Here is a 16,961-nt window from a genome sequence, read left to right on the forward strand (position 1 = left end):
CCTTGTAAATTTAAAAGCTTGGCATTCTGTGATTTGTTATTTAAAAAGTTAAAAAATTCAACAAGACCGCTTTTGGTACTTTCTATATTCTTTATCAAATTTTTACCTATTATTATCGATATAACAAGAGGAATTATCAGACAAAAGGCTATCAAAACGGCACTTATCATAAGCTGATTATTGGCATTTTTTTCTATTGTGGAGGCTTGATTTTTCATGTTTTCAAGTAATTGTAATTCAAATTCTCTCATTTGATCTATTACCGCGGTAGCCTTTTCAAACCAAGCCGAAGGACTGTATTCAGGCGTGTATCCCGAGCTTATCTCTATAGTGTCTTTTACTATCTTGCCTACCTCTTTAAACTCACTTTTATCTCTTACTATTCGGTCAAATTCATCTCTAAAATTTTTAGGGTTAAAATCATCAAAATCCTTAGAAAATTTACCTATTACGCTATCAAGAGATACGACTTTATTGTAATCAATCTTGTCTATACTGCGCTTGGTAAATACTCCCACTAAAGTAGCGCGCAATATCCCATAAGACTCTTTTATCTCGCCTATTATCAAGCTTCTTTTAAGATCATCTACCAAATTCGGATCAATATGCGCACTATATCCGTTTATCGATATGATCTCATCTCTGATCATCTTCGTAAATTGCGCTAGCTGTCCTGCGTTTTGGCGACTATCTACACTTTTGCGAAGAGGCGCAAGCTTGGTTTGCATCTCGTCTTTTTCTTTAAGTCTTTCAAGTGCCGCATCGACAAGTTTTCTTTGTGCCAAGAGCTTTGCATTATCACCTCCTGCAAGCACTCCGGAGCTAAATCCGCGCTCTTTTTGCATCTCGTGAATAAGAGCGTTTTTATTTACGACTATATCAACGACTCGCTCGCTATATTCGGCTCTATCGCGCGTATCTAAAATCCCTTTAAAAAGATAACCGCTTACAGCTATAAGCCCGATTAAACCGGCCACAACTATAGCCATTATCTTAAATTTTATCCTTATATTATTCAAAACCACTCCTTTTAGTTTTTAAACCCGCTAACTTTATCTTGCGCTTTTTTCCTGAACTCGCCTTATGAAATGTTTTGCGTTTTCTACAGGAATATCAGGCAAAATTCCATGCCCCAAGTTAAATATATGAGGCGTATCTTTCATGGCTTCTAAAATTTTATCCACACCCTCATCAATCGCTGATTTTGAGTATAGTCTTGTTGGCTCCATATTGCCTTGAAGGACAAATTTAGGGCTTAACTTCGCCTTGGCAAGCTCTATCGGAGTACTCCAATCCACGCCAAAAACCTCGAAATTTCCATCTATCCTATCAAGATATCCGCTTATGCCCTTTGGAAATACAATAACTGGAATTTGCGGAAATTCAGCCTTAAGTGCATCAACTATCTCCAAGATGTATTTAAACCCGAATTCAAAATACGCACTCATCTCAAGCGCCGCCGCCCAGCTATCAAAAATTTGCACCGCATTTACGCCCGCTTTAATCTGCTCTTTCATATAGCCGATAAGCGCAGCGGTAACTTTGGCTAAAATTTGATGCATAAATTCAGGATTTGAGTATAAAAGTTTCTTGCTAACAGCATAAGTTTTCGTCCCGCCGCCTTCAATCATATAAGTAGCTATCGTCCAAGGAGCGCCGCAAAAGCCGATTAACGCTTTATCCTGAGCCAAATTTTCGCGAGTTAGCTTGATCGTATCATAAACATAGCTTAAATTTTTGATTGATTTTTGCACGTCAAGCCTGTCTAAGTCCTCTTTTGTCTTGATCGGATCGCTAAAAACAGGTCCCTCACCTTGCACAAATTTTAAATCCATACCCATTTCAAGTGGCACGACTAAGATATCGCTAAAAAGTATCGCCGCATCAACACCTAAAATATCAACAGGCTGGATGGTTACTTCACTTGCCTTTTTATAATCCTTGCAAAGCGATAAAAAATCTCCCGCCGACTTGCGAACCGCCATATACTCGGGCAAATAGCGCCCAGCCTGACGCATCATCCACACAGGAGTATAAGGCGTAGGTCTTTTGAAACAAGCATCTACAAATATCATTAAATTTCCTTTAAATTTTTACCGATTGTATCACATTTATTATTAAAGTATTTAAAATTTGACAATAAGCCGAGTGTTATTTTATGCATATTTTAAACTTTCATTTACCAAATATTCATTCTATATCGGCTGTTTTAAAATTTAGTTTAACCTTATCTTGGTTGAAAATATTAACTTGCTAAAACAAAATTTTAAAGATCAAACTAAGAGCCTAAAACCCTTAGCTCGTCAAGTAAATTTTGTAAATTTATACAAGAGAGTTTGTTTTGCATAGCGTTTTGCGCAGCTAAAAAATGTCCGCTTAGCAAATTTTGAATTTGCCCGCCGAGAGGACAAGCGGCAGGGGATTTTTGATGTATTTTAAAAAGCTCTTTTTGATCCGAATTTACAGCGTTATAAATATCTAGTAGCGTAATTTCGCTTGGCTGTTTTAGCAAGGATAGTCCGCCTACACCGGGAGAAGTTTTTATCAATTTAGCTTTTTTCAAAAGAGCAGTGATATTTCTTACTATTACGGGATTTACCCCTATACCTTCTGCCAGAAATTCGCTAGTGTTTTTATCCTCTTTAAAAAACTCGACACTTAAAATAATATGAACCGCGATTGAAAATTTTTGCCCTATTTGCATTTTTACCTAAAAATATTTTTTCGTTATTCTAGCTAAAAATAGCAAATTTTACGGGCAAAAACATAAATTTTAGCCGCTTACCGCAGTTAGGCATCTATTTATATGGTTTTGGTTTTTTATCTCGTCAATTATCGCCAAAGCAAGATCAGGATAGCTTATGTAGCTTTGGTTGCTTGAATTTAAAATAAGCTCATCGCTTCCGATTTTATATTTACCTGTTCTAGCTCCGCCTTCATCGTAATTTAGAGCAGGCGAAACATAAGTCCAAAGTGTATCTTTTCTATCTTTTAGCTCATAAAACGATCCTGCGTCAGCCTTTGCTACATCTAGGTATTCAGTCGGGAAATCAGGCGCGTCCATTAGCATTACTTTGTGGTCGCTATCTACATAAAGAGTTCCCGCTCCGCCCACGATAAACAGCCTTGTTTTACTACTGCTAAGAAGATCGGCAAGATGCTTGGTGTGCTTTGCATGAAGATGAAAAGTTTCTTTCGTCCATACGGCAAATGCGCTTATAACGACGTCAAATTCGCTCAAATCTTCTTTATTAAGCTCAAACACATCTTTATAAATGACTTTAACTTGATCGTTGTTATACTCTTTGTTTCGCACGATAGCGATTACTTCATAACCTTGAAGCAAAGCTTCTTTGACTAACTCTTTGCCACTCTTTCCGTTTGCGCCTATGATAGCTACTTTTTTCATTTTAGATCCTTTAAAATTTTGTTGTAATGTTTTTAATTACAACTTACGAGCGAAGTCTATCTAATTTTTATTGTAATGTCAATAGTTACAACTAATTTTAAATTTGACATCGAATTTAAAAGCTTATAAAATTTAGCCTAATTCAAACAAAGGAATTTCATGCAAAATAGCGCTTTTAAAACGCTAAAATTCATCGCCAAGCAAAATTTCAAAAAGCTATTTTTAGCATTTAGTCTAGTGCTTGCCGAAAACGGACTGTTTCTTATATATCCACTGCTAGCAGGTATCGCCATAAACGCCATCATAGAGGGCAAAGTCTTACTTGCGCTTACCTATTCGCTCATGGTGCTTATAGGCTGGTGTATAGGTGCCGCAAGACGCAGGGTAGATACACAGGTCTTTACTAAAATTTATGCGGATCTTGCAGTAAAAGTCATAATGAGCGAGAAAAAAGACTCAAAAAACGACTCCGTAATAATAGCAAGAGCGAATTTGTCGCGGGAATTTGTGGATTTCTTCGAGCAGCATTTTCCTATGCTTTTTACTTCGGCGGTTTCTATTTTTGGCTCTGTGGTTATGCTATTTTTTATCGAATTTTACGTGGGTCTGGCGACATTTATAGTAATCGTTATATTTGCTCTTTTGTTACCAAGATACATAAGCAAAAACGACAAACTCTACTTAAGACTAAACAACCAGATAGAAAAAGAGGTTGGCAGGATAAAAGAAGCTAGAGAAAACAAGCTAAAAAGGCACTACAAGCTACTTTCGCTATTAAGAGTAAGGATATCAAACCGCGAAGCGATGAGCTTTTTAATCATCGGCATAAGCGCCGCCGTACTTTTTGGCCTAGCTATTATAACTCTTGCAAACGATAAAGCAACCGCAGGACATATCTACTCGGTAATAACATACCTATGGACCTTTGCCATAAGCCTTGATGACGCGCCAAACCTCATCGAGCAGTTTTCAAAACTAAAAGATATAGGCAAGCGGGTAAATACTCAAATTTAGCGAAAAATAAAAGATTTTTTGGCAAAATAAGACAAATTTTAAACACAAGAGCAAATTTGAATGAAAAACATAAGAAATTTTAGCATCATAGCCCACATAGATCACGGCAAAAGCACTCTTGCAGACCGATTAATCCAAGAGTGCGGAGCGGTAAGCGACCGCGAGATGAGTAGCCAGATAATGGACACGATGGATATCGAAAAAGAACGCGGTATCACGATAAAAGCTCAAAGCGTGAGACTTGAACACAACCTAAACGGCGAAAAATATATCTTAAATCTAATCGACACTCCGGGACACGTTGATTTTAGCTACGAAGTAAGTAGAAGTCTAGCAAGCTGCGAAGGTGCGCTTTTGGTAGTAGACGCAAGCCAAGGAGTCGAAGCTCAAACCATCGCAAACGTCTATATCGCACTTGAAAACAACCTTGAAATCATCCCCGTGATAAATAAAATCGACCTTCCGGCGGCAGATGCCGAGCGCGTTAAAAACGAGATAGAGCACGTTATCGGGCTTGACTGCGCAAATGCTATTGAAGTAAGCGCAAAGAGCGGCATAGGTATAAAAGAGCTTGTTGAAGCCATCATCACGCGAATTCCGCCACCTCACGGAGATATAAAAAGTCCGCTTAAGACGCTGATTTACGATAGCTGGTTTGACAACTACCTTGGCGCGCTGGCTCTTGTGCGCGTGTATGACGGCGAGCTAGCTAAAAACGACGAAATTTTGGTTATGGGCACGGGCAAAAAGCATATCGTGCTTGATCTTATGTATCCAAACCCAATCGCGCCTATTAAGACAAGCAGGCTAAGTGCAGGCGAAGTAGGCATAGTCGTGCTTGGACTTAAAAACGTAAGCGACGTGCAGGTAGGAGATACGATAACGCTTGCTAAAAATCCGCTTAAAGAACCCGTCGGCGGCTTTGAGCGAGCAAAGCCATTTGTGTTCGCAGGACTTTATCCTATAGAAACGGACAAATTTGAAGATCTGCGCGACGCTCTTGATAAGCTTAAGCTAAACGACAGCTCCATAAGCTACGAGCCTGAGACTTCTGTGGCTCTTGGATTTGGCTTTCGCGTTGGATTTTTGGGACTGCTTCACATGGAGGTCATCAAAGAGCGTTTAGAGCGTGAATTTGACCTTGATCTGATAGCAACTGCGCCGACCGTGACATACGAAGTTATCCAAACGGACGGGCAAATTTTAGAGATTCAAAACCCAAGCCAGCTTCCGCCTGTAAATAAAATCGAGATGATCAAAGAGCCTTACGTGCGCTCGACCATCATCACGCCGAGTGAATTTTTAGGCAATATCATCACGCTTTTAAACAACCGCCGAGCGATTCAGACCAAGATGGACTACATCACGCCAGAGCGTGTGTTGCTTGAATACGATATACCGATGAATGAGATCGTGATGGACTTTTACGATAAGCTTAAATCAAGCACCAAAGGCTACGCGAGCTTTGATTATGAGCCTAGCGAGTACCGAGAGGGAGACCTGGTGAAGCTTGATATCAAAGTTGCCGGCGAAACGGTCGATGCGCTATCCATCATCGTGCCTGAAAGCAAGGCGCAAAGCAAGGGTCGCGACTTCGTAAAAGCGATGAAGGAGATCGTGCCAAGACAGCTTTTTGAAGTAGCTATCCAAGCAAGTATCGGCAATAAAATCATAGCGCGCGAGACAGTTAAATCAATGGGCAAAAACGTCACGGCAAAGTGCTACGGAGGTGATATCACGCGTAAAAGAAAGTTGCTTGAAAAGCAAAAAGAGGGCAAAAAAAGAATGAAAGCCATAGGCAAGGTAAATTTACCTCAAGAAGCGTTTTTAAGCGTGCTTAAGATAGATTAGAGTTTAAATTTAGTTGGCGGAATAAAATTTGCTTGGATTTATAAAACATAAGGAGTTTGCATGAGATATCTAATATATTTGTTTATAGTATTATTTTTCACTGGATGTTCCGGCTGGCTTAATTGGTTTGGCGGCGGCACTAAAGTATCTCACAACAATGCCGCAGGGTACGAAGAGATTATGCGGATAAAAGCCGATTGCAGATCTTGTGCCGACAGCAGAGGTGAAAACTTAAAGATAAACGGCGTAGAATACACTAGCGATATAGCTATAAAATGCTGCCTAAAGCAAAGCAGAATCGACACAAATGCCGCAATTAAAAAGGTTTATATACATTCGGTAATAGATCAAAGGGATGAAAATAGCGGGATTAAATTTATAGCCGAAAACAAAACAGTAAAACTGCAAACAAAAGATCGCATAGAGGCTTTATTTTACGCGTTTTTAAAAGACGAGTTACGAAACAGAGGAATACTTACGGTAGATAGCCAAGAGTCACCTTATACATATAGAGTTGATTTTGCCTTTACAAATTACGAAGGTCTTTATAGCCAAAACGGGCAAGTCCTAACGGCTATAATGCAAGGCAAATTAGGCGTAAAAAACATAAACAAAACAAGAGTTTTAAACGTAAATACAAGACAAGAAGCCAGAAAACTTGAAGCCGAAAATATAGAGGATTTTAGTCTATACATACACCTTCTTTCAAAACAGATGGCCAACAAAGTCGCTGAAGAAATTTCAAAGCTATAAAGGAAATTCATGAAAAAATACATACTTATCGCCCTACTTCCTTTTTTATTTTTAGGTTGCGCACAACAAAGTTCGGTTCTAAATTTATCTCCTTATAACTCAACTTCAAATTCTTTAGGATTTGCCAAACAGGTTCAGATAAATTCGGTCATAGACAATCGCCAAAATAAAAGCATAGTCGCAACTATAACGAATTCAAAAGGCGACGTTAGCGAATACGTTACACTTCAAAATGATATTTCCGTCTGGCTAAAAGACGCTCTTGAAAAGGAAATTTCAAGGCTCGGCGGGCAAGTTGTAAGCTTTTCTAGCGATATAATAGTTGATGTGGAAATCGTATGGCTTAAAGCGAATTTAAGCGGATATAGCACGGACAACCTAAAAGGCGAAGCAAAAGTAATGCTAACGATAAGACGCGGCGATCAGACCATCACAAAAAATGTCGCACAAACGCAAACCAAATTCGCCCCTATCCAGACAAGCGGCGCATTTGACAAATTTATAGACGAACTTTTAAGCGATATCGTAAAACGAGCCGCCGTTCAAATCCTAAAAAGCTGATGAGGTGCGCAAATTGTGGGCGCTTAAGCATTAAAATTTTATGCAAATTTTGCGCCTTGCACCTTAAAAATTCATCTTTAAAAACAAGAATTTTAAAAGACGATTTTAAAATTTACAGCTTCTTTGACTACTCCGAAGTTAAAAATTTAATCCACTCCAAGCATAAATTTCACGGCAGATTTATATACAAAAGCCTTGCAAATTTGAGTCTCAAAAAATTTGCTCAAAATTTCAAATTCGGCTCAAAAATAAATGCCGTAGCGATAGATGATAGGGTTAAATTTGATTATTCTCACACGGCTATTTTGGCTCGCGCTCTTAAAAGCGATGAGATCAAGCCGCTTCATTATTGCCTTCATGCAAGCTCTGATGTAAATTATTCGGGCAAGGATTTAGCCTTTCGCATAAAGCATCCAAGAAATTTCAAGCTAAGCAAAATTCCAAAATTCCCCGTTATCTTGGTTGATGACATCATAACTACGGGAACTACGATGATTGAAGCTAAAACAGCACTTGAAAAATTTGGCGTAGAGGTCTTGTTCGGACTTGTTTTAGCTGATGCGAAGTATTAAGAGCTAAAGCCAAATTTGTCATACAGCTTTATTGTATAAGACCCAAGAGATATTTGATAGATAACAAATCATTTAATCAGCCTGTACAATAAAACATCAATGCACAAGCTTTCTTTTACCGGATTAATTCAAAAAACATATCAAATTAATTTACTAATAAATGCTTAATAATCTACGTATCAAATTTCGCATTTAGCCATCTTTTATCAAATTTTAGCTAGAATCTATGAGTTAATTTTAAGGATACAAATGGAAAACATATTTGAAGCAAATCAAGATATCGAATCTATAGACATTGAAGACTCTATAAAAGCAAGCTATCTAGACTACTCTATGAGCGTTATCATAGGACGCGCATTGCCTGATGCAAGAGACGGACTTAAGCCCGTTCATAGAAGAATTTTATACGCCATGAACGATCTTGGAGTAGGCTCAAGAAGCCCTTATAAAAAGTCGGCTCGTATCGTAGGTGATGTCATCGGTAAGTACCACCCGCACGGCGATACAGCCGTATATGACGCGCTTGTTCGTATGGCTCAGCCATTTTCTATGAGATATCCAAGCGTTGACGGTCAAGGAAACTTTGGTTCGGTTGATGGCGACGGTGCGGCGGCGATGCGTTATACGGAAGCTAGAATGACAAATTTGGCTGAAGAGCTTCTTCGCGATATAGATAAAGACACGGTTGATTTTATTCCAAACTACGATGACAGCACCGTTGAGCCGGATGTTTTGCCTAGTAGGGTTCCGAATTTGCTTTTAAACGGTTCAAGCGGTATAGCGGTAGGTATGGCCACAAACATCCCTCCGCACAGCCTTGATGAGCTAATAAGCGGACTTTTGTTGGTTCTTGATAATAAAAACGCAACTCTTGAAGAGGTTATGGAACATATCAAGGGTCCTGATTTCCCGACAGGCGGTATAATATTTGGCAAAAAAGGCATTATCGAAGCTTACAAAACAGGTAGAGGTCGCGTAAAGATAAGAGCAAAAACTCATATCGAAAAAAAGCCGAACAAAGACGTGATAGTAATTGACGAGCTTCCTTACCAAACAAACAAGGCTCGCTTAATCGAGCAAATAGCCGATCTTGTTAAAGAAAAACAGATAGAAGGCATTAGTGAAGTGCGTGATGAGTCCGACAGAGACGGAATTCGCGTAGTTATCGAGCTTAAACGCGATGCGATGAGCGACATAGTACTAAACAATCTCTTTAAATCGACAACTATGGAGAGCACCTTTGGCGTCATAATGCTTGCGATAGATAACAAAGAGCCTAAAATTTTCGGTCTTATCGATCTGCTTAAGTTGTTTTTAAATCACCGCAAGACGGTTATAATAAGACGCACTATTTTTGAACTTCAAAAAGCACGCGCAAGAGCCCATATCTTAGAGGGCCTTAAAATCGCGCTTGATAATATCGATGAAGTAATAGAACTTATAAAAAATAGCCCTGATACGACTTCGGCCAGAGATGGATTGATGGCGAAATTTGGACTTAGCGAGCTTCAGTCAAACGCGATTTTGGATATGAGGCTAAGCAAGCTAACCGGTCTTGAGCGCGAAAAACTTGATAACGAGCTTCAAGAACTGCTATCCGAGATAGCAAGACTTGACGAAATTTTAAAGAGCGAAACCTTGCTTGAAACACTGATTAGAGAAGAACTCATCGAAATAAAGAGCAAATTTAAAGTTCCGCGCGTTACCGAGATAGTGGACGATTATGACGATATTGATATCGAGGACTTGATACCTAATGAAAACATGGTCGTAACCATAACTCATCGCGGATATATCAAGCGAGTGCCAAGCAAGCAATACGAGAAGCAAAAGCGAGGCGGTAAGGGCAAAGTAGCCGTAACTACATACGATGATGACTTCATCGAAAGCTTCTTTACGTCAAATACTCACGATACGCTGATGTTTGTAACCGATCGTGGGCAACTCTACTGGCTGAAAGTTTATAAAATTCCTGAGGGAAGTCGCACGGCAAAAGGCAAAGCGGTAGTGAATTTAGTCCAGCTTCAGCCTGACGAAAAGATAAAAGCGATCATTCCGACAACTGATTTTAACGAAAACAAGTCGCTTGCGTTCTTTACGAAAAACGGCGTAGTAAAACGCACAAATTTAAGCGAATTTAAAAACATCCGCTCTATCGGCGTAAGAGCCATTACTCTTGATGAAAACGACGAACTGGTAACCGCGCTGATCGTTGAGAGCGATGAAAATGAATTTATCCCGCCTATTAGCGATGATGAAAATACAGCCTTAACTCAAGAGATAGAAATTCAAGATGAAAATTTAGACGAAAACGTCGATAGTGTAGCTGCCGGCAAAATGCTCTTTATCGTTACTAAAAAAGGAATGTGTCTTAAATTTAATGTTAGCAAAGTTCGCCAGATGGGAAGAACGGCTCGCGGCGTAACGGGAATTAAATTTAAAGAGCTTGGCGACGAGGTAGTAGGTGCGGCAGTAATTGAAAGTAACGATCAAGAGGTGCTTAGCATATCTCAAAAAGGTATCGGCAAGCGCACAACCGCTGAAGAGTATCGCTTAACAAATCGTGGCGGCAAGGGCGTAATCTGCATGAAGCTAACAAATCGCACAGGCGATCTTGTCGGAGTCTTGATGGTTGATGAAGAGCAGGATTTGATGGCTCTAACCTCAAGCGGCAAGATGATCAGGGTAGATATGCAAAGCATCAGAAAAGCCGGTCGCAATACAAGTGGCGTAATAGTCGTAAATGTCGACGGAGACGACGTGGTAAGCGTAGCAGCATGCCCTAAGGAAGAAAGTCCAAGTGAAGAAGGCGATGAGCAGGGCGAAGACGGCGGCAGTATTTTGGAATAAATTTTGCTTTAATGATTGGCAAATGAAATTTATAAAAAGGTTATAAAATGAAGAGTTTTTATGTTGCGATGATCGGCGTGGCGGTTATGGTTATGAGCGGTTGCTCTAGCAAAGACGCTAATTTAGGCATGGCACAGCAAGATGTCGTCATACAAAAGATCGATAAAGACGATATAAGAGATGTCATGAAGCAAGAAAAGATGATATATGACATAGCTCCGGCAGAAGCGATGTTTAGTGCGGTAGGTGAAGGCATAGCCCCTCTTAACACCGTCTCTCAAGCCCAATCTTTAGCTCTTGCCAAACGCGCAGCGATAGCTGACGCTCACAGACAGCTTGCAGAAAAGCTTTACGGAGTAAAGATCAACTCTCGCGATACCGTTAGAGATGCGATGCTAAAAGACTCAACCATAACAGCTCAAGTAAGCGGTCTTATCAAAAACGCTTCGATAGTCGAGCATGACTTCAAAGACGGTCTTTACCGCGTTAGAATGGAACTTAAACTAGATCAAAGCAAGTGGCAAGAAATTTTTGCATACTGATACTTCTGATATCAACTCTCTTTGGCTCAGAGGAATTTATCCTTTGGGCCAAAATTTCTACTAAAAATCACATTATAAACTACGAAAATTTAGCCATATCAAAAGCTATGGTTTTAACCAATATTCAAGATGAATTTTTATGCGAAATCAACGAAAAGAAAAATGAGCAAAATGACGCTTTAACCTATCTAAATTTGCACAAAGACAAGCTTTTTGAATGCTTCGTATCTTATAAATTTAAAGTTCAAGACTTCTATACTCACAGCCAAAATTCAAAGGGCGTAAATCTACACACAAAAACCGATGTAACGCTTTTGCCGATTCGATTTACAATTAAATTTAAGCCAAATTCTGCTATTATCGGCGTATTTAAGATAAAAGAGTAGGTTATGAATATAGTCATTGTCGAAGATGACATAAATATGCGCAAATCCCTTGAAATAGCGCTTGGCGAATACGAAGAATTGCAAATCAAAAGCTACAAAAGCGCAGTTGAAGCTCTTAAGAAGCTAAGCGACGATACCGATCTTATAATAACCGATATCAATATGCCTACGATGGACGGACTTGAATTTATAAAAAAATTAGAGGGCAAATTTGACGTTATCATAATGACGGGAAATGCTACTTTAAACAAAGCCATTGAGAGCGTAAGGCTTGGAGTTAAAGACTTTTTAACAAAGCCGTTTGATATAGAAACGCTTTATCAAGCTATAAAAAGAGTTGAAATTCTAAATCAAAAATTATCTAAAAAAATACAAAAACCAAACGAAGTTAAAGCTACCCAATCAAGCGAATTTTACTCCACTTCGCCCGCTCTTGAAAAAACGCTTCATATAGCTAAAAAATCGGCTTTAACCGATGTTAGCATAATGCTTAGCGGCGAAAGCGGAGTGGGAAAAGAGCTCTTTGCAAATTTTATACACAAAAGCTCTCCTCGCGCAAACAAGCCTTTCATCGCGCTAAACATGGCGGCCATTCCTGAAAATCTCATTGAAAGCGAACTTTTTGGCTTTGAAAAGGGAGCGTTTACGGACGCTTCGGCTCAAAAAAAGGGTCAGTTTGAGCTCGCCGACGGCGGGACGCTATTTTTAGATGAGATTGCAGAGATGCCTTTAAATTTGCAACCAAAGCTTCTAAGAGCTCTTCAAGAAAGGGAAATAACGCGCCTTGGAGCTACTAAAAGCATTAAAATAGATGTAAGGATAGTTTGCGCGACTAACGCAAATTTGCAAGACTTGATAAAACAGGGCAAATTTAGAGAGGATCTTTTTTACAGATTAAATACCATTCCTCTTTTTATCCCGCCTCTTAGAGAGCGCAAAGAGGAAATTTTGCCCATAGCAAATCGCGCTCTTGAAAATTCCTGCAAAGAATTTGGCTTCAAGGCTAAAAAATTCTCCAAAGAAGCTGCAAAAGAGCTTGAAGAGTATGAATTCCCGGGCAACATAAGAGAGCTTATTTCCGTAGTTCAAAGAGCCACTATAATTAGCGAAGGAGATGAAATTTCGGCTAGCGATCTGTTTTTACAATCAAGAAAGCCAAAGGATAAAGAAGGGATAAAAAAAGACCTTATAATCGACGTAATAAAAAGCGTGGACGGAAATTTAAAAGAGGCGTGCGAAATTTTAAATTTAAGCGAAGAAAATTTGCGAGAGAATCTTAAAAAATATGGTATAAAGGAGGGTTTATGAGAAAGTTTAATGTCGCAGTAGTAGGCGCTACAGGTGCGGTCGGCGAGGAAATTTTCCGTGTGATGGAAGAAGTTAGCTTCCCCGTAAATGAGCTGTTGCCGCTTGCAAGCGCAAGAAGTGCCGGAAGCGAAGTTGAGTTTAACGGCAAGACCTATAAGGTCGTAGAGCTTACTGAAAGCGTATTTGATGAGCATGAGATCGATATCGCATTTTTTAGTGCAGGCGGATCGATATCTGCGAAATTCGCACCCCTTGCGGCTCAAAGCGGAGCGGTCGTGATAGACAACACAAGCCACTTCAGGATGGATGAAGATGTGCCTTTAGTGGTTCCTGAGTGCAATCCGCAAGATATAGTCAAATGGGTAAATCGCGGCATCATCGCCAATCCAAACTGCTCGACCATTCAAATGGTGCAAGCGCTTAAGCCTCTTGATGACGCATACGGCATAACTCGCGTAGATGTCGCCACATATCAAGCCGCAAGCGGTGCGGGCAAAGAGGGCATGGAGGAGCTTGTCTTACAGCTTCAAAAATTCTTTGAATTTAAACTTGACGAGTGCGAACCAAAAATTTTCGCTCACCAACTAGCTTTTAACCTCATCCCTCATATCGACGTGTTTTTAGACAACGACTACACGAAAGAAGAGATGAAAATGGTAAACGAAACCCAAAAGATTCTCCATAAAAATATCGAAGTAAGTGCTACCTGCGTGCGTGTGCCGGTGCTTAGAAGCCACTCCGAGGCTATCACTATACACTTTAGCCAAGATATCAATGCCGACAAAGCAAGAGAGGTACTAAGAGCCGCACCTAGTATCGTCATAGAAGACGAACCGTCAAAGAAAATTTATCCTATGCCTCTAACCGCAAGCGATACCAACTACACTTATGTAGGCAGAATTCGCAAAGACAACTACCGAGATAACGTCCTTCACCTTTGGTGCGTAGCAGATCAAATTCGCGTAGGAGCCGCAACCAACGCGGTAAGAATCGCTCAAAAATGGGTGCAAATGCAAGAGTAATTTGCAGGCTTTAAAGCCCGTGATTAAGGCTAAATTGAATGGCTTAAGAGCACAAATTTAGCCTTTAAATCCTAAAATTTATATTATCCTCAAGAAAAAATGTCGCAATAAAGCTTTTCTCAAAGCTTAAATTTTACCAAGCATTGATCTGCAGGTAAATTTTAACAAAAAAAACAGAGTCATAAATTTAAGAAAAAAAACTGTAAAATACGAGCCAAATTAAAAATAAGGAATTTGATGTTTTCAAAAGTATTTGAAAAAATCTTGCTTGCAAGCAATAAATTTACCATACTTCCCGTTATATTCGGTCTGCTTGGGGCTATCGTGCTCTTTATCATAGCAAGTTACGATGTATTGGTTATCATGAATGACGTTTGGAATTACTTCTTTAAAGGCATCCATCCTGATAATTTCCACTCGGATGTAGTGGGCGTTATCGTAGGAGCGATAGATCTATATCTCATGGCGCTGGTTCTTTATATATTTAGTTTCGGTATCTATGAGCTCTTTATCTCGGAGATCGAAGCTCTTAAAGAGTCAAAGCAAAGCAAGGTTTTAGAGGTACACTCGCTTGACGAGCTAAAAGACAAGATCGGAAAAGTCATCATCATGGTCTTAATCGTAAATTTCTTCCAGCGCGTCTTGCACGCAAATTTTACAACTCCGCTTGAGATGACTTATCTTGCAGCGTCGATTCTTGCGCTTTGCCTTGGGCTTTACTTCTTGCACAAAGGCGAACACTAATTTAAGAGGTAATTTGCCTCTTAAATCATCTTTAAAAGCATAAATTTAAACTTTGCCTTATAGTCTTGCTAAATTTTACCAAACAAATTTGGCTCATTGCTCCTGCTTTAAAAGCCCGTTTGCGGTAAATAAAAAGCATCGCGCCTCTTTGCTTAAAATTTCTTTTTTACTATGAGTTATCACCACAAAAGGCTTATTTTTGGCATTTAAATTTGCAAGCGTAAGAGCTGATTTAACATCATCAAGTTCGTTAAAAGGCTCATCAAACAAATATAAATCAGCGTCTTTTATCAAAGCGCCCGCTATCGCCACGAGCCGTTTCTCACCGCCTGAAAGATAGTAGATCGATCTATCTGCAAGATGAGAAATTTCAAATTTCTCAAGCATATCCATAGCCCTTTGTTGTGCAATTTTGGGATTAACCCCACTAGCTAAAAGCGAAAAGGCTACATCTTCGATGACGGTTGGAGCTACGAATTGATCAAAGCTGTTTTGAAAAAGATATGAAATTTGTAGATTATCCGGTTTTATTATCTCGCCCAAATTTGGTGAAGCTATGCCTGCAAGTATCGATAAAAACGTGCTTTTGCCGCTCCCGTTAGCTCCATAAATCACAATTCTTGAACTTGAAGAAATTTGCAAATTTATATTTTCAAAAAGCACGCTTTTGCCGTAACTAAAAGATAAATTCTTAGCCTCTATCAGCATATATCCTCTTTAGATAAAATTTTTATAAGCTCTAAAAATAGCCGTTAAAATAATAATTACAAACAGCAAAATTTCTGCCAAGCTTGCCTGTAAAGCAGGTAAAAATGCTATCTTTCCGCTATATCCTCGCACTTTCATAGCGTTAAATATGCCAAACGAGCGATCAAGCCCGCTAACGATAATCTTACCGATAAGGCTTGCATAAGCCTTAAAGAAAAAAAGTGAAATTTCACGTTTGACACCCCGAATTTTAAGAGTTTTTGGCATATCCTTGACCCACACTAAAAGCTCTTCAAAAACTTTAGCGTAAATCATCATTATGGCGATTAATTTTTGCGGTAAGTGCAAAGAAAAAAGAGCCTTAATAACAAAATAACTATCCTTGCCAAGAAGCAAGCTTAAAACTAAAAGTAAGATTAAATTCGTCCTTATAAAAATGCTTTTTGCACTTGCAAAATCGCCGTTTAAAGTGTAAGAAATAACGATAAAAATCAAAAATATATTTAAATAAAGTAGCCAAACAAGAGCTCTTTTTTTATCTTTTTGAAATAGGATAAAGGCAAGCACGGGCGCTACAAAATCAACCGCATAAATTTCGCTCGCATTTAGCAAAAAGATATCATAAACGATAATGCTTAAAAGATAGCAAACCGGCCGACTCATAAGAAATTTGGCTTATAACGCAAGATAAAACGCAGTGCAAAAACCGATATCAAGCCCTCTATAAACATCAAAGGCAGGTTGAAAATAAAAATCATATAAACAGCGTAATCAAGCCTTGCGCTGCTTATTAAAAGTATGGTTATAAGCAAGGCAACGCTTAGTAAAACAGGCGCAAATCCACCGACAAAGGAGATCAAATTCGGTTTTACACTTAAATGCGGCCTTAAAAAATACCACACCAAAACCGCAGGAGCCGCCATGATAAAGGTATTTACCCCAAGTACGCCTATACCTCCAAAACCGTAAAGCAGGGCTTGGAAAAATAGCGCTATCATAATGGCTAAAAACGCCTGCAAGCCGCCAAGCGCGCCGATAATGCCGTTAAAAAGCAGATGTACGCTACTTGGGCCCACGGGGATATGCACAAAAGATCCAAGAAAAAACAGCGCCGTTAGCATAGCGACTTTCGGGATACTCTCAAAATCAAGCTTATAAAGCGCATAAGCGCAAATTCCGCCCGAGACGACCCAGCCCGCAACTAAAATTTCGCTATTTAAAATTCCTTCTGATATGTGCAA

At 39.3% G+C, this 16,961-nt stretch carries 18 protein-coding genes; 11 read left to right on the plus strand and 7 right to left on the minus strand.

Features of this window, described 5'->3' with window-relative positions:
- The 4 genes from CDOM16188_RS06930 to CDOM16188_RS06945 all read right to left on the minus strand — a co-directional run.
- A partial coding sequence (locus CDOM16188_RS06930; protein WP_172200729.1) for a nitrate- and nitrite sensing domain-containing protein occupies positions 1–1,019 on the minus strand: 1,019 nt, incomplete at its 3' end.
- A gap of 33 nt (positions 1,020–1,052) precedes the next feature.
- A complete protein-coding gene (hemE, locus tag CDOM16188_RS06935; protein WP_172200732.1) occupies positions 1,053–2,075 on the minus strand; it encodes a uroporphyrinogen decarboxylase in 1,023 nt (340 codons plus the stop codon).
- A 203-nt stretch (positions 2,076–2,278) separates the two neighbouring features.
- Positions 2,279–2,704, minus strand: a complete 426-nt coding sequence (locus CDOM16188_RS06940) for an Rrf2 family transcriptional regulator (protein ID WP_172200735.1) — start codon at positions 2,702–2,704, stop codon at positions 2,279–2,281.
- 69 nt (positions 2,705–2,773) lie between these two features.
- Positions 2,774–3,409, minus strand: a complete 636-nt coding sequence (locus tag CDOM16188_RS06945) for an NAD(P)-dependent oxidoreductase (RefSeq protein ID WP_172200738.1) — start codon at positions 3,407–3,409, stop codon at positions 2,774–2,776.
- Between the two features lie 159 nt (positions 3,410–3,568).
- Here CDOM16188_RS06945 and CDOM16188_RS06950 point away from each other — a divergent pair, with 159 nt between their 5' ends.
- The 11 genes from CDOM16188_RS06950 to CDOM16188_RS07000 all read left to right on the plus strand — a co-directional run bounded on the left by CDOM16188_RS06950 (position 3,569) and on the right by CDOM16188_RS07000 (position 15,012).
- Positions 3,569–4,423, plus strand: a complete 855-nt coding sequence (locus CDOM16188_RS06950) for an ABC transporter six-transmembrane domain-containing protein (RefSeq protein ID WP_172200741.1) — start codon at positions 3,569–3,571, stop codon at positions 4,421–4,423.
- Positions 4,424–4,483: 60 nt separating this feature from the next.
- On the plus strand, positions 4,484–6,274 hold the full coding sequence (lepA, locus tag CDOM16188_RS06955; RefSeq protein WP_172200744.1) for a translation elongation factor 4: 1,791 nt from the start codon (positions 4,484–4,486) through the stop codon (positions 6,272–6,274).
- Positions 6,275–6,334: 60 nt separating this feature from the next.
- Complete coding sequence (locus CDOM16188_RS06960; protein WP_172200747.1) at positions 6,335–7,027, plus strand: hypothetical protein; 693 nt, start codon at positions 6,335–6,337, stop codon at positions 7,025–7,027.
- Positions 7,028–7,036: 9 nt separating this feature from the next.
- Positions 7,037–7,588, plus strand: coding sequence for a YajG family lipoprotein (locus CDOM16188_RS06965; protein WP_172200750.1), 552 nt, complete (start codon positions 7,037–7,039; stop codon positions 7,586–7,588).
- Positions 7,588–8,160 carry a ComF family protein gene (locus tag CDOM16188_RS06970; protein WP_172200753.1) on the plus strand — a complete coding sequence of 191 codons (573 nt, stop codon included), beginning with the start codon at positions 7,588–7,590 and terminating at the stop codon, positions 8,158–8,160. The genes CDOM16188_RS06965 and CDOM16188_RS06970 overlap by 1 nt, the downstream gene beginning before the upstream one ends.
- A gap of 249 nt (positions 8,161–8,409) precedes the next feature.
- On the plus strand, positions 8,410–11,010 hold the full coding sequence (gene gyrA, locus CDOM16188_RS06975) for a DNA gyrase subunit A (protein ID WP_172200756.1): 2,601 nt from the start codon (positions 8,410–8,412) through the stop codon (positions 11,008–11,010).
- 86 nt (positions 11,011–11,096) lie between these two features.
- Complete coding sequence (locus CDOM16188_RS06980) at positions 11,097–11,552, plus strand: LPP20 family lipoprotein (RefSeq protein WP_253908147.1); 456 nt, start codon at positions 11,097–11,099, stop codon at positions 11,550–11,552.
- Positions 11,528–11,938: a hypothetical protein gene (locus tag CDOM16188_RS06985; protein ID WP_169942640.1), complete on the plus strand. Its 411-nt coding sequence runs from the start codon at positions 11,528–11,530 to the stop codon at positions 11,936–11,938. The genes CDOM16188_RS06980 and CDOM16188_RS06985 overlap by 25 nt, the downstream gene beginning before the upstream one ends.
- Before the next feature lie 3 nt (positions 11,939–11,941).
- On the plus strand, positions 11,942–13,246 hold the full coding sequence (locus tag CDOM16188_RS06990; protein ID WP_172200762.1) for a sigma-54 dependent transcriptional regulator: 1,305 nt from the start codon (positions 11,942–11,944) through the stop codon (positions 13,244–13,246).
- Positions 13,243–14,268 (plus strand): aspartate-semialdehyde dehydrogenase, encoded by a 1,026-nt coding sequence (locus tag CDOM16188_RS06995; protein WP_172200779.1) that lies wholly within the window; start codon positions 13,243–13,245, stop codon positions 14,266–14,268. The genes CDOM16188_RS06990 and CDOM16188_RS06995 overlap by 4 nt, the downstream gene beginning before the upstream one ends.
- 237 nt (positions 14,269–14,505) lie before the next feature.
- A complete protein-coding gene (locus tag CDOM16188_RS07000) occupies positions 14,506–15,012 on the plus strand; it encodes a YqhA family protein (protein WP_169942646.1) in 507 nt (168 codons plus the stop codon).
- Between the two features lie 93 nt (positions 15,013–15,105).
- Here CDOM16188_RS07000 and CDOM16188_RS07005 read toward each other — a convergent pair whose 3' ends face one another.
- Genes CDOM16188_RS07005 through cbiM form a run of 3 tightly spaced genes read right to left on the minus strand, consistent with a single transcriptional unit; the run spans position 15,106 to position 16,961 of the window.
- Positions 15,106–15,720: an energy-coupling factor ABC transporter ATP-binding protein gene (locus CDOM16188_RS07005; RefSeq protein ID WP_172200782.1), complete on the minus strand. Its 615-nt coding sequence runs from the start codon at positions 15,718–15,720 to the stop codon at positions 15,106–15,108.
- Positions 15,721–15,729: 9 nt separating this feature from the next.
- Positions 15,730–16,383 carry a CbiQ family ECF transporter T component gene (locus tag CDOM16188_RS07010; protein ID WP_172200785.1) on the minus strand — a complete coding sequence of 218 codons (654 nt, stop codon included), beginning with the start codon at positions 16,381–16,383 and terminating at the stop codon, positions 15,730–15,732.
- Positions 16,380–16,961 (minus strand): cobalt transporter CbiM, encoded by a 582-nt coding sequence (cbiM, locus tag CDOM16188_RS07015; protein ID WP_172200788.1) that lies wholly within the window; start codon positions 16,959–16,961, stop codon positions 16,380–16,382. Before cbiM ends, CDOM16188_RS07010 begins: the two co-directional genes overlap by 4 nt.

This window comes from Campylobacter sp. RM16188, assembly GCF_012978795.1.
GTDB lineage: Bacteria > Campylobacterota > Campylobacteria > Campylobacterales > Campylobacteraceae > Campylobacter_A > Campylobacter_A canis.

Coding starts and splice junctions, on each gene's coding strand:
- hemE (WP_172200732.1), bottom strand. CDS start 2,075: ATGATATTTGTAGATGCTTGTTTCAAAAGACCTACGCCTTATACTCCT.
- CDOM16188_RS06940 (WP_172200735.1), bottom strand. CDS start 2,704: ATGCAAATAGGGCAAAAATTTTCAATCGCGGTTCATATTATTTTAAGT.
- CDOM16188_RS06945 (WP_172200738.1), bottom strand. CDS start 3,409: ATGAAAAAAGTAGCTATCATAGGCGCAAACGGAAAGAGTGGCAAAGAG.
- CDOM16188_RS06950 (WP_172200741.1), top strand. CDS start 3,569: ATGCAAAATAGCGCTTTTAAAACGCTAAAATTCATCGCCAAGCAAAAT.
- lepA (WP_172200744.1), top strand. CDS start 4,484: ATGAAAAACATAAGAAATTTTAGCATCATAGCCCACATAGATCACGGC.
- CDOM16188_RS06960 (WP_172200747.1), top strand. CDS start 6,335: ATGAGATATCTAATATATTTGTTTATAGTATTATTTTTCACTGGATGT.
- CDOM16188_RS06965 (WP_172200750.1), top strand. CDS start 7,037: ATGAAAAAATACATACTTATCGCCCTACTTCCTTTTTTATTTTTAGGT.
- CDOM16188_RS06970 (WP_172200753.1), top strand. CDS start 7,588: ATGAGGTGCGCAAATTGTGGGCGCTTAAGCATTAAAATTTTATGCAAA.
- gyrA (WP_172200756.1), top strand. CDS start 8,410: ATGGAAAACATATTTGAAGCAAATCAAGATATCGAATCTATAGACATT.
- CDOM16188_RS06980 (WP_253908147.1), top strand. CDS start 11,097: ATGGTTATGAGCGGTTGCTCTAGCAAAGACGCTAATTTAGGCATGGCA.
- CDOM16188_RS06990 (WP_172200762.1), top strand. CDS start 11,942: ATGAATATAGTCATTGTCGAAGATGACATAAATATGCGCAAATCCCTT.
- CDOM16188_RS06995 (WP_172200779.1), top strand. CDS start 13,243: ATGAGAAAGTTTAATGTCGCAGTAGTAGGCGCTACAGGTGCGGTCGGC.
- CDOM16188_RS07000 (WP_169942646.1), top strand. CDS start 14,506: ATGTTTTCAAAAGTATTTGAAAAAATCTTGCTTGCAAGCAATAAATTT.
- CDOM16188_RS07005 (WP_172200782.1), bottom strand. CDS start 15,720: ATGCTGATAGAGGCTAAGAATTTATCTTTTAGTTACGGCAAAAGCGTG.
- CDOM16188_RS07010 (WP_172200785.1), bottom strand. CDS start 16,383: ATGAGTCGGCCGGTTTGCTATCTTTTAAGCATTATCGTTTATGATATC.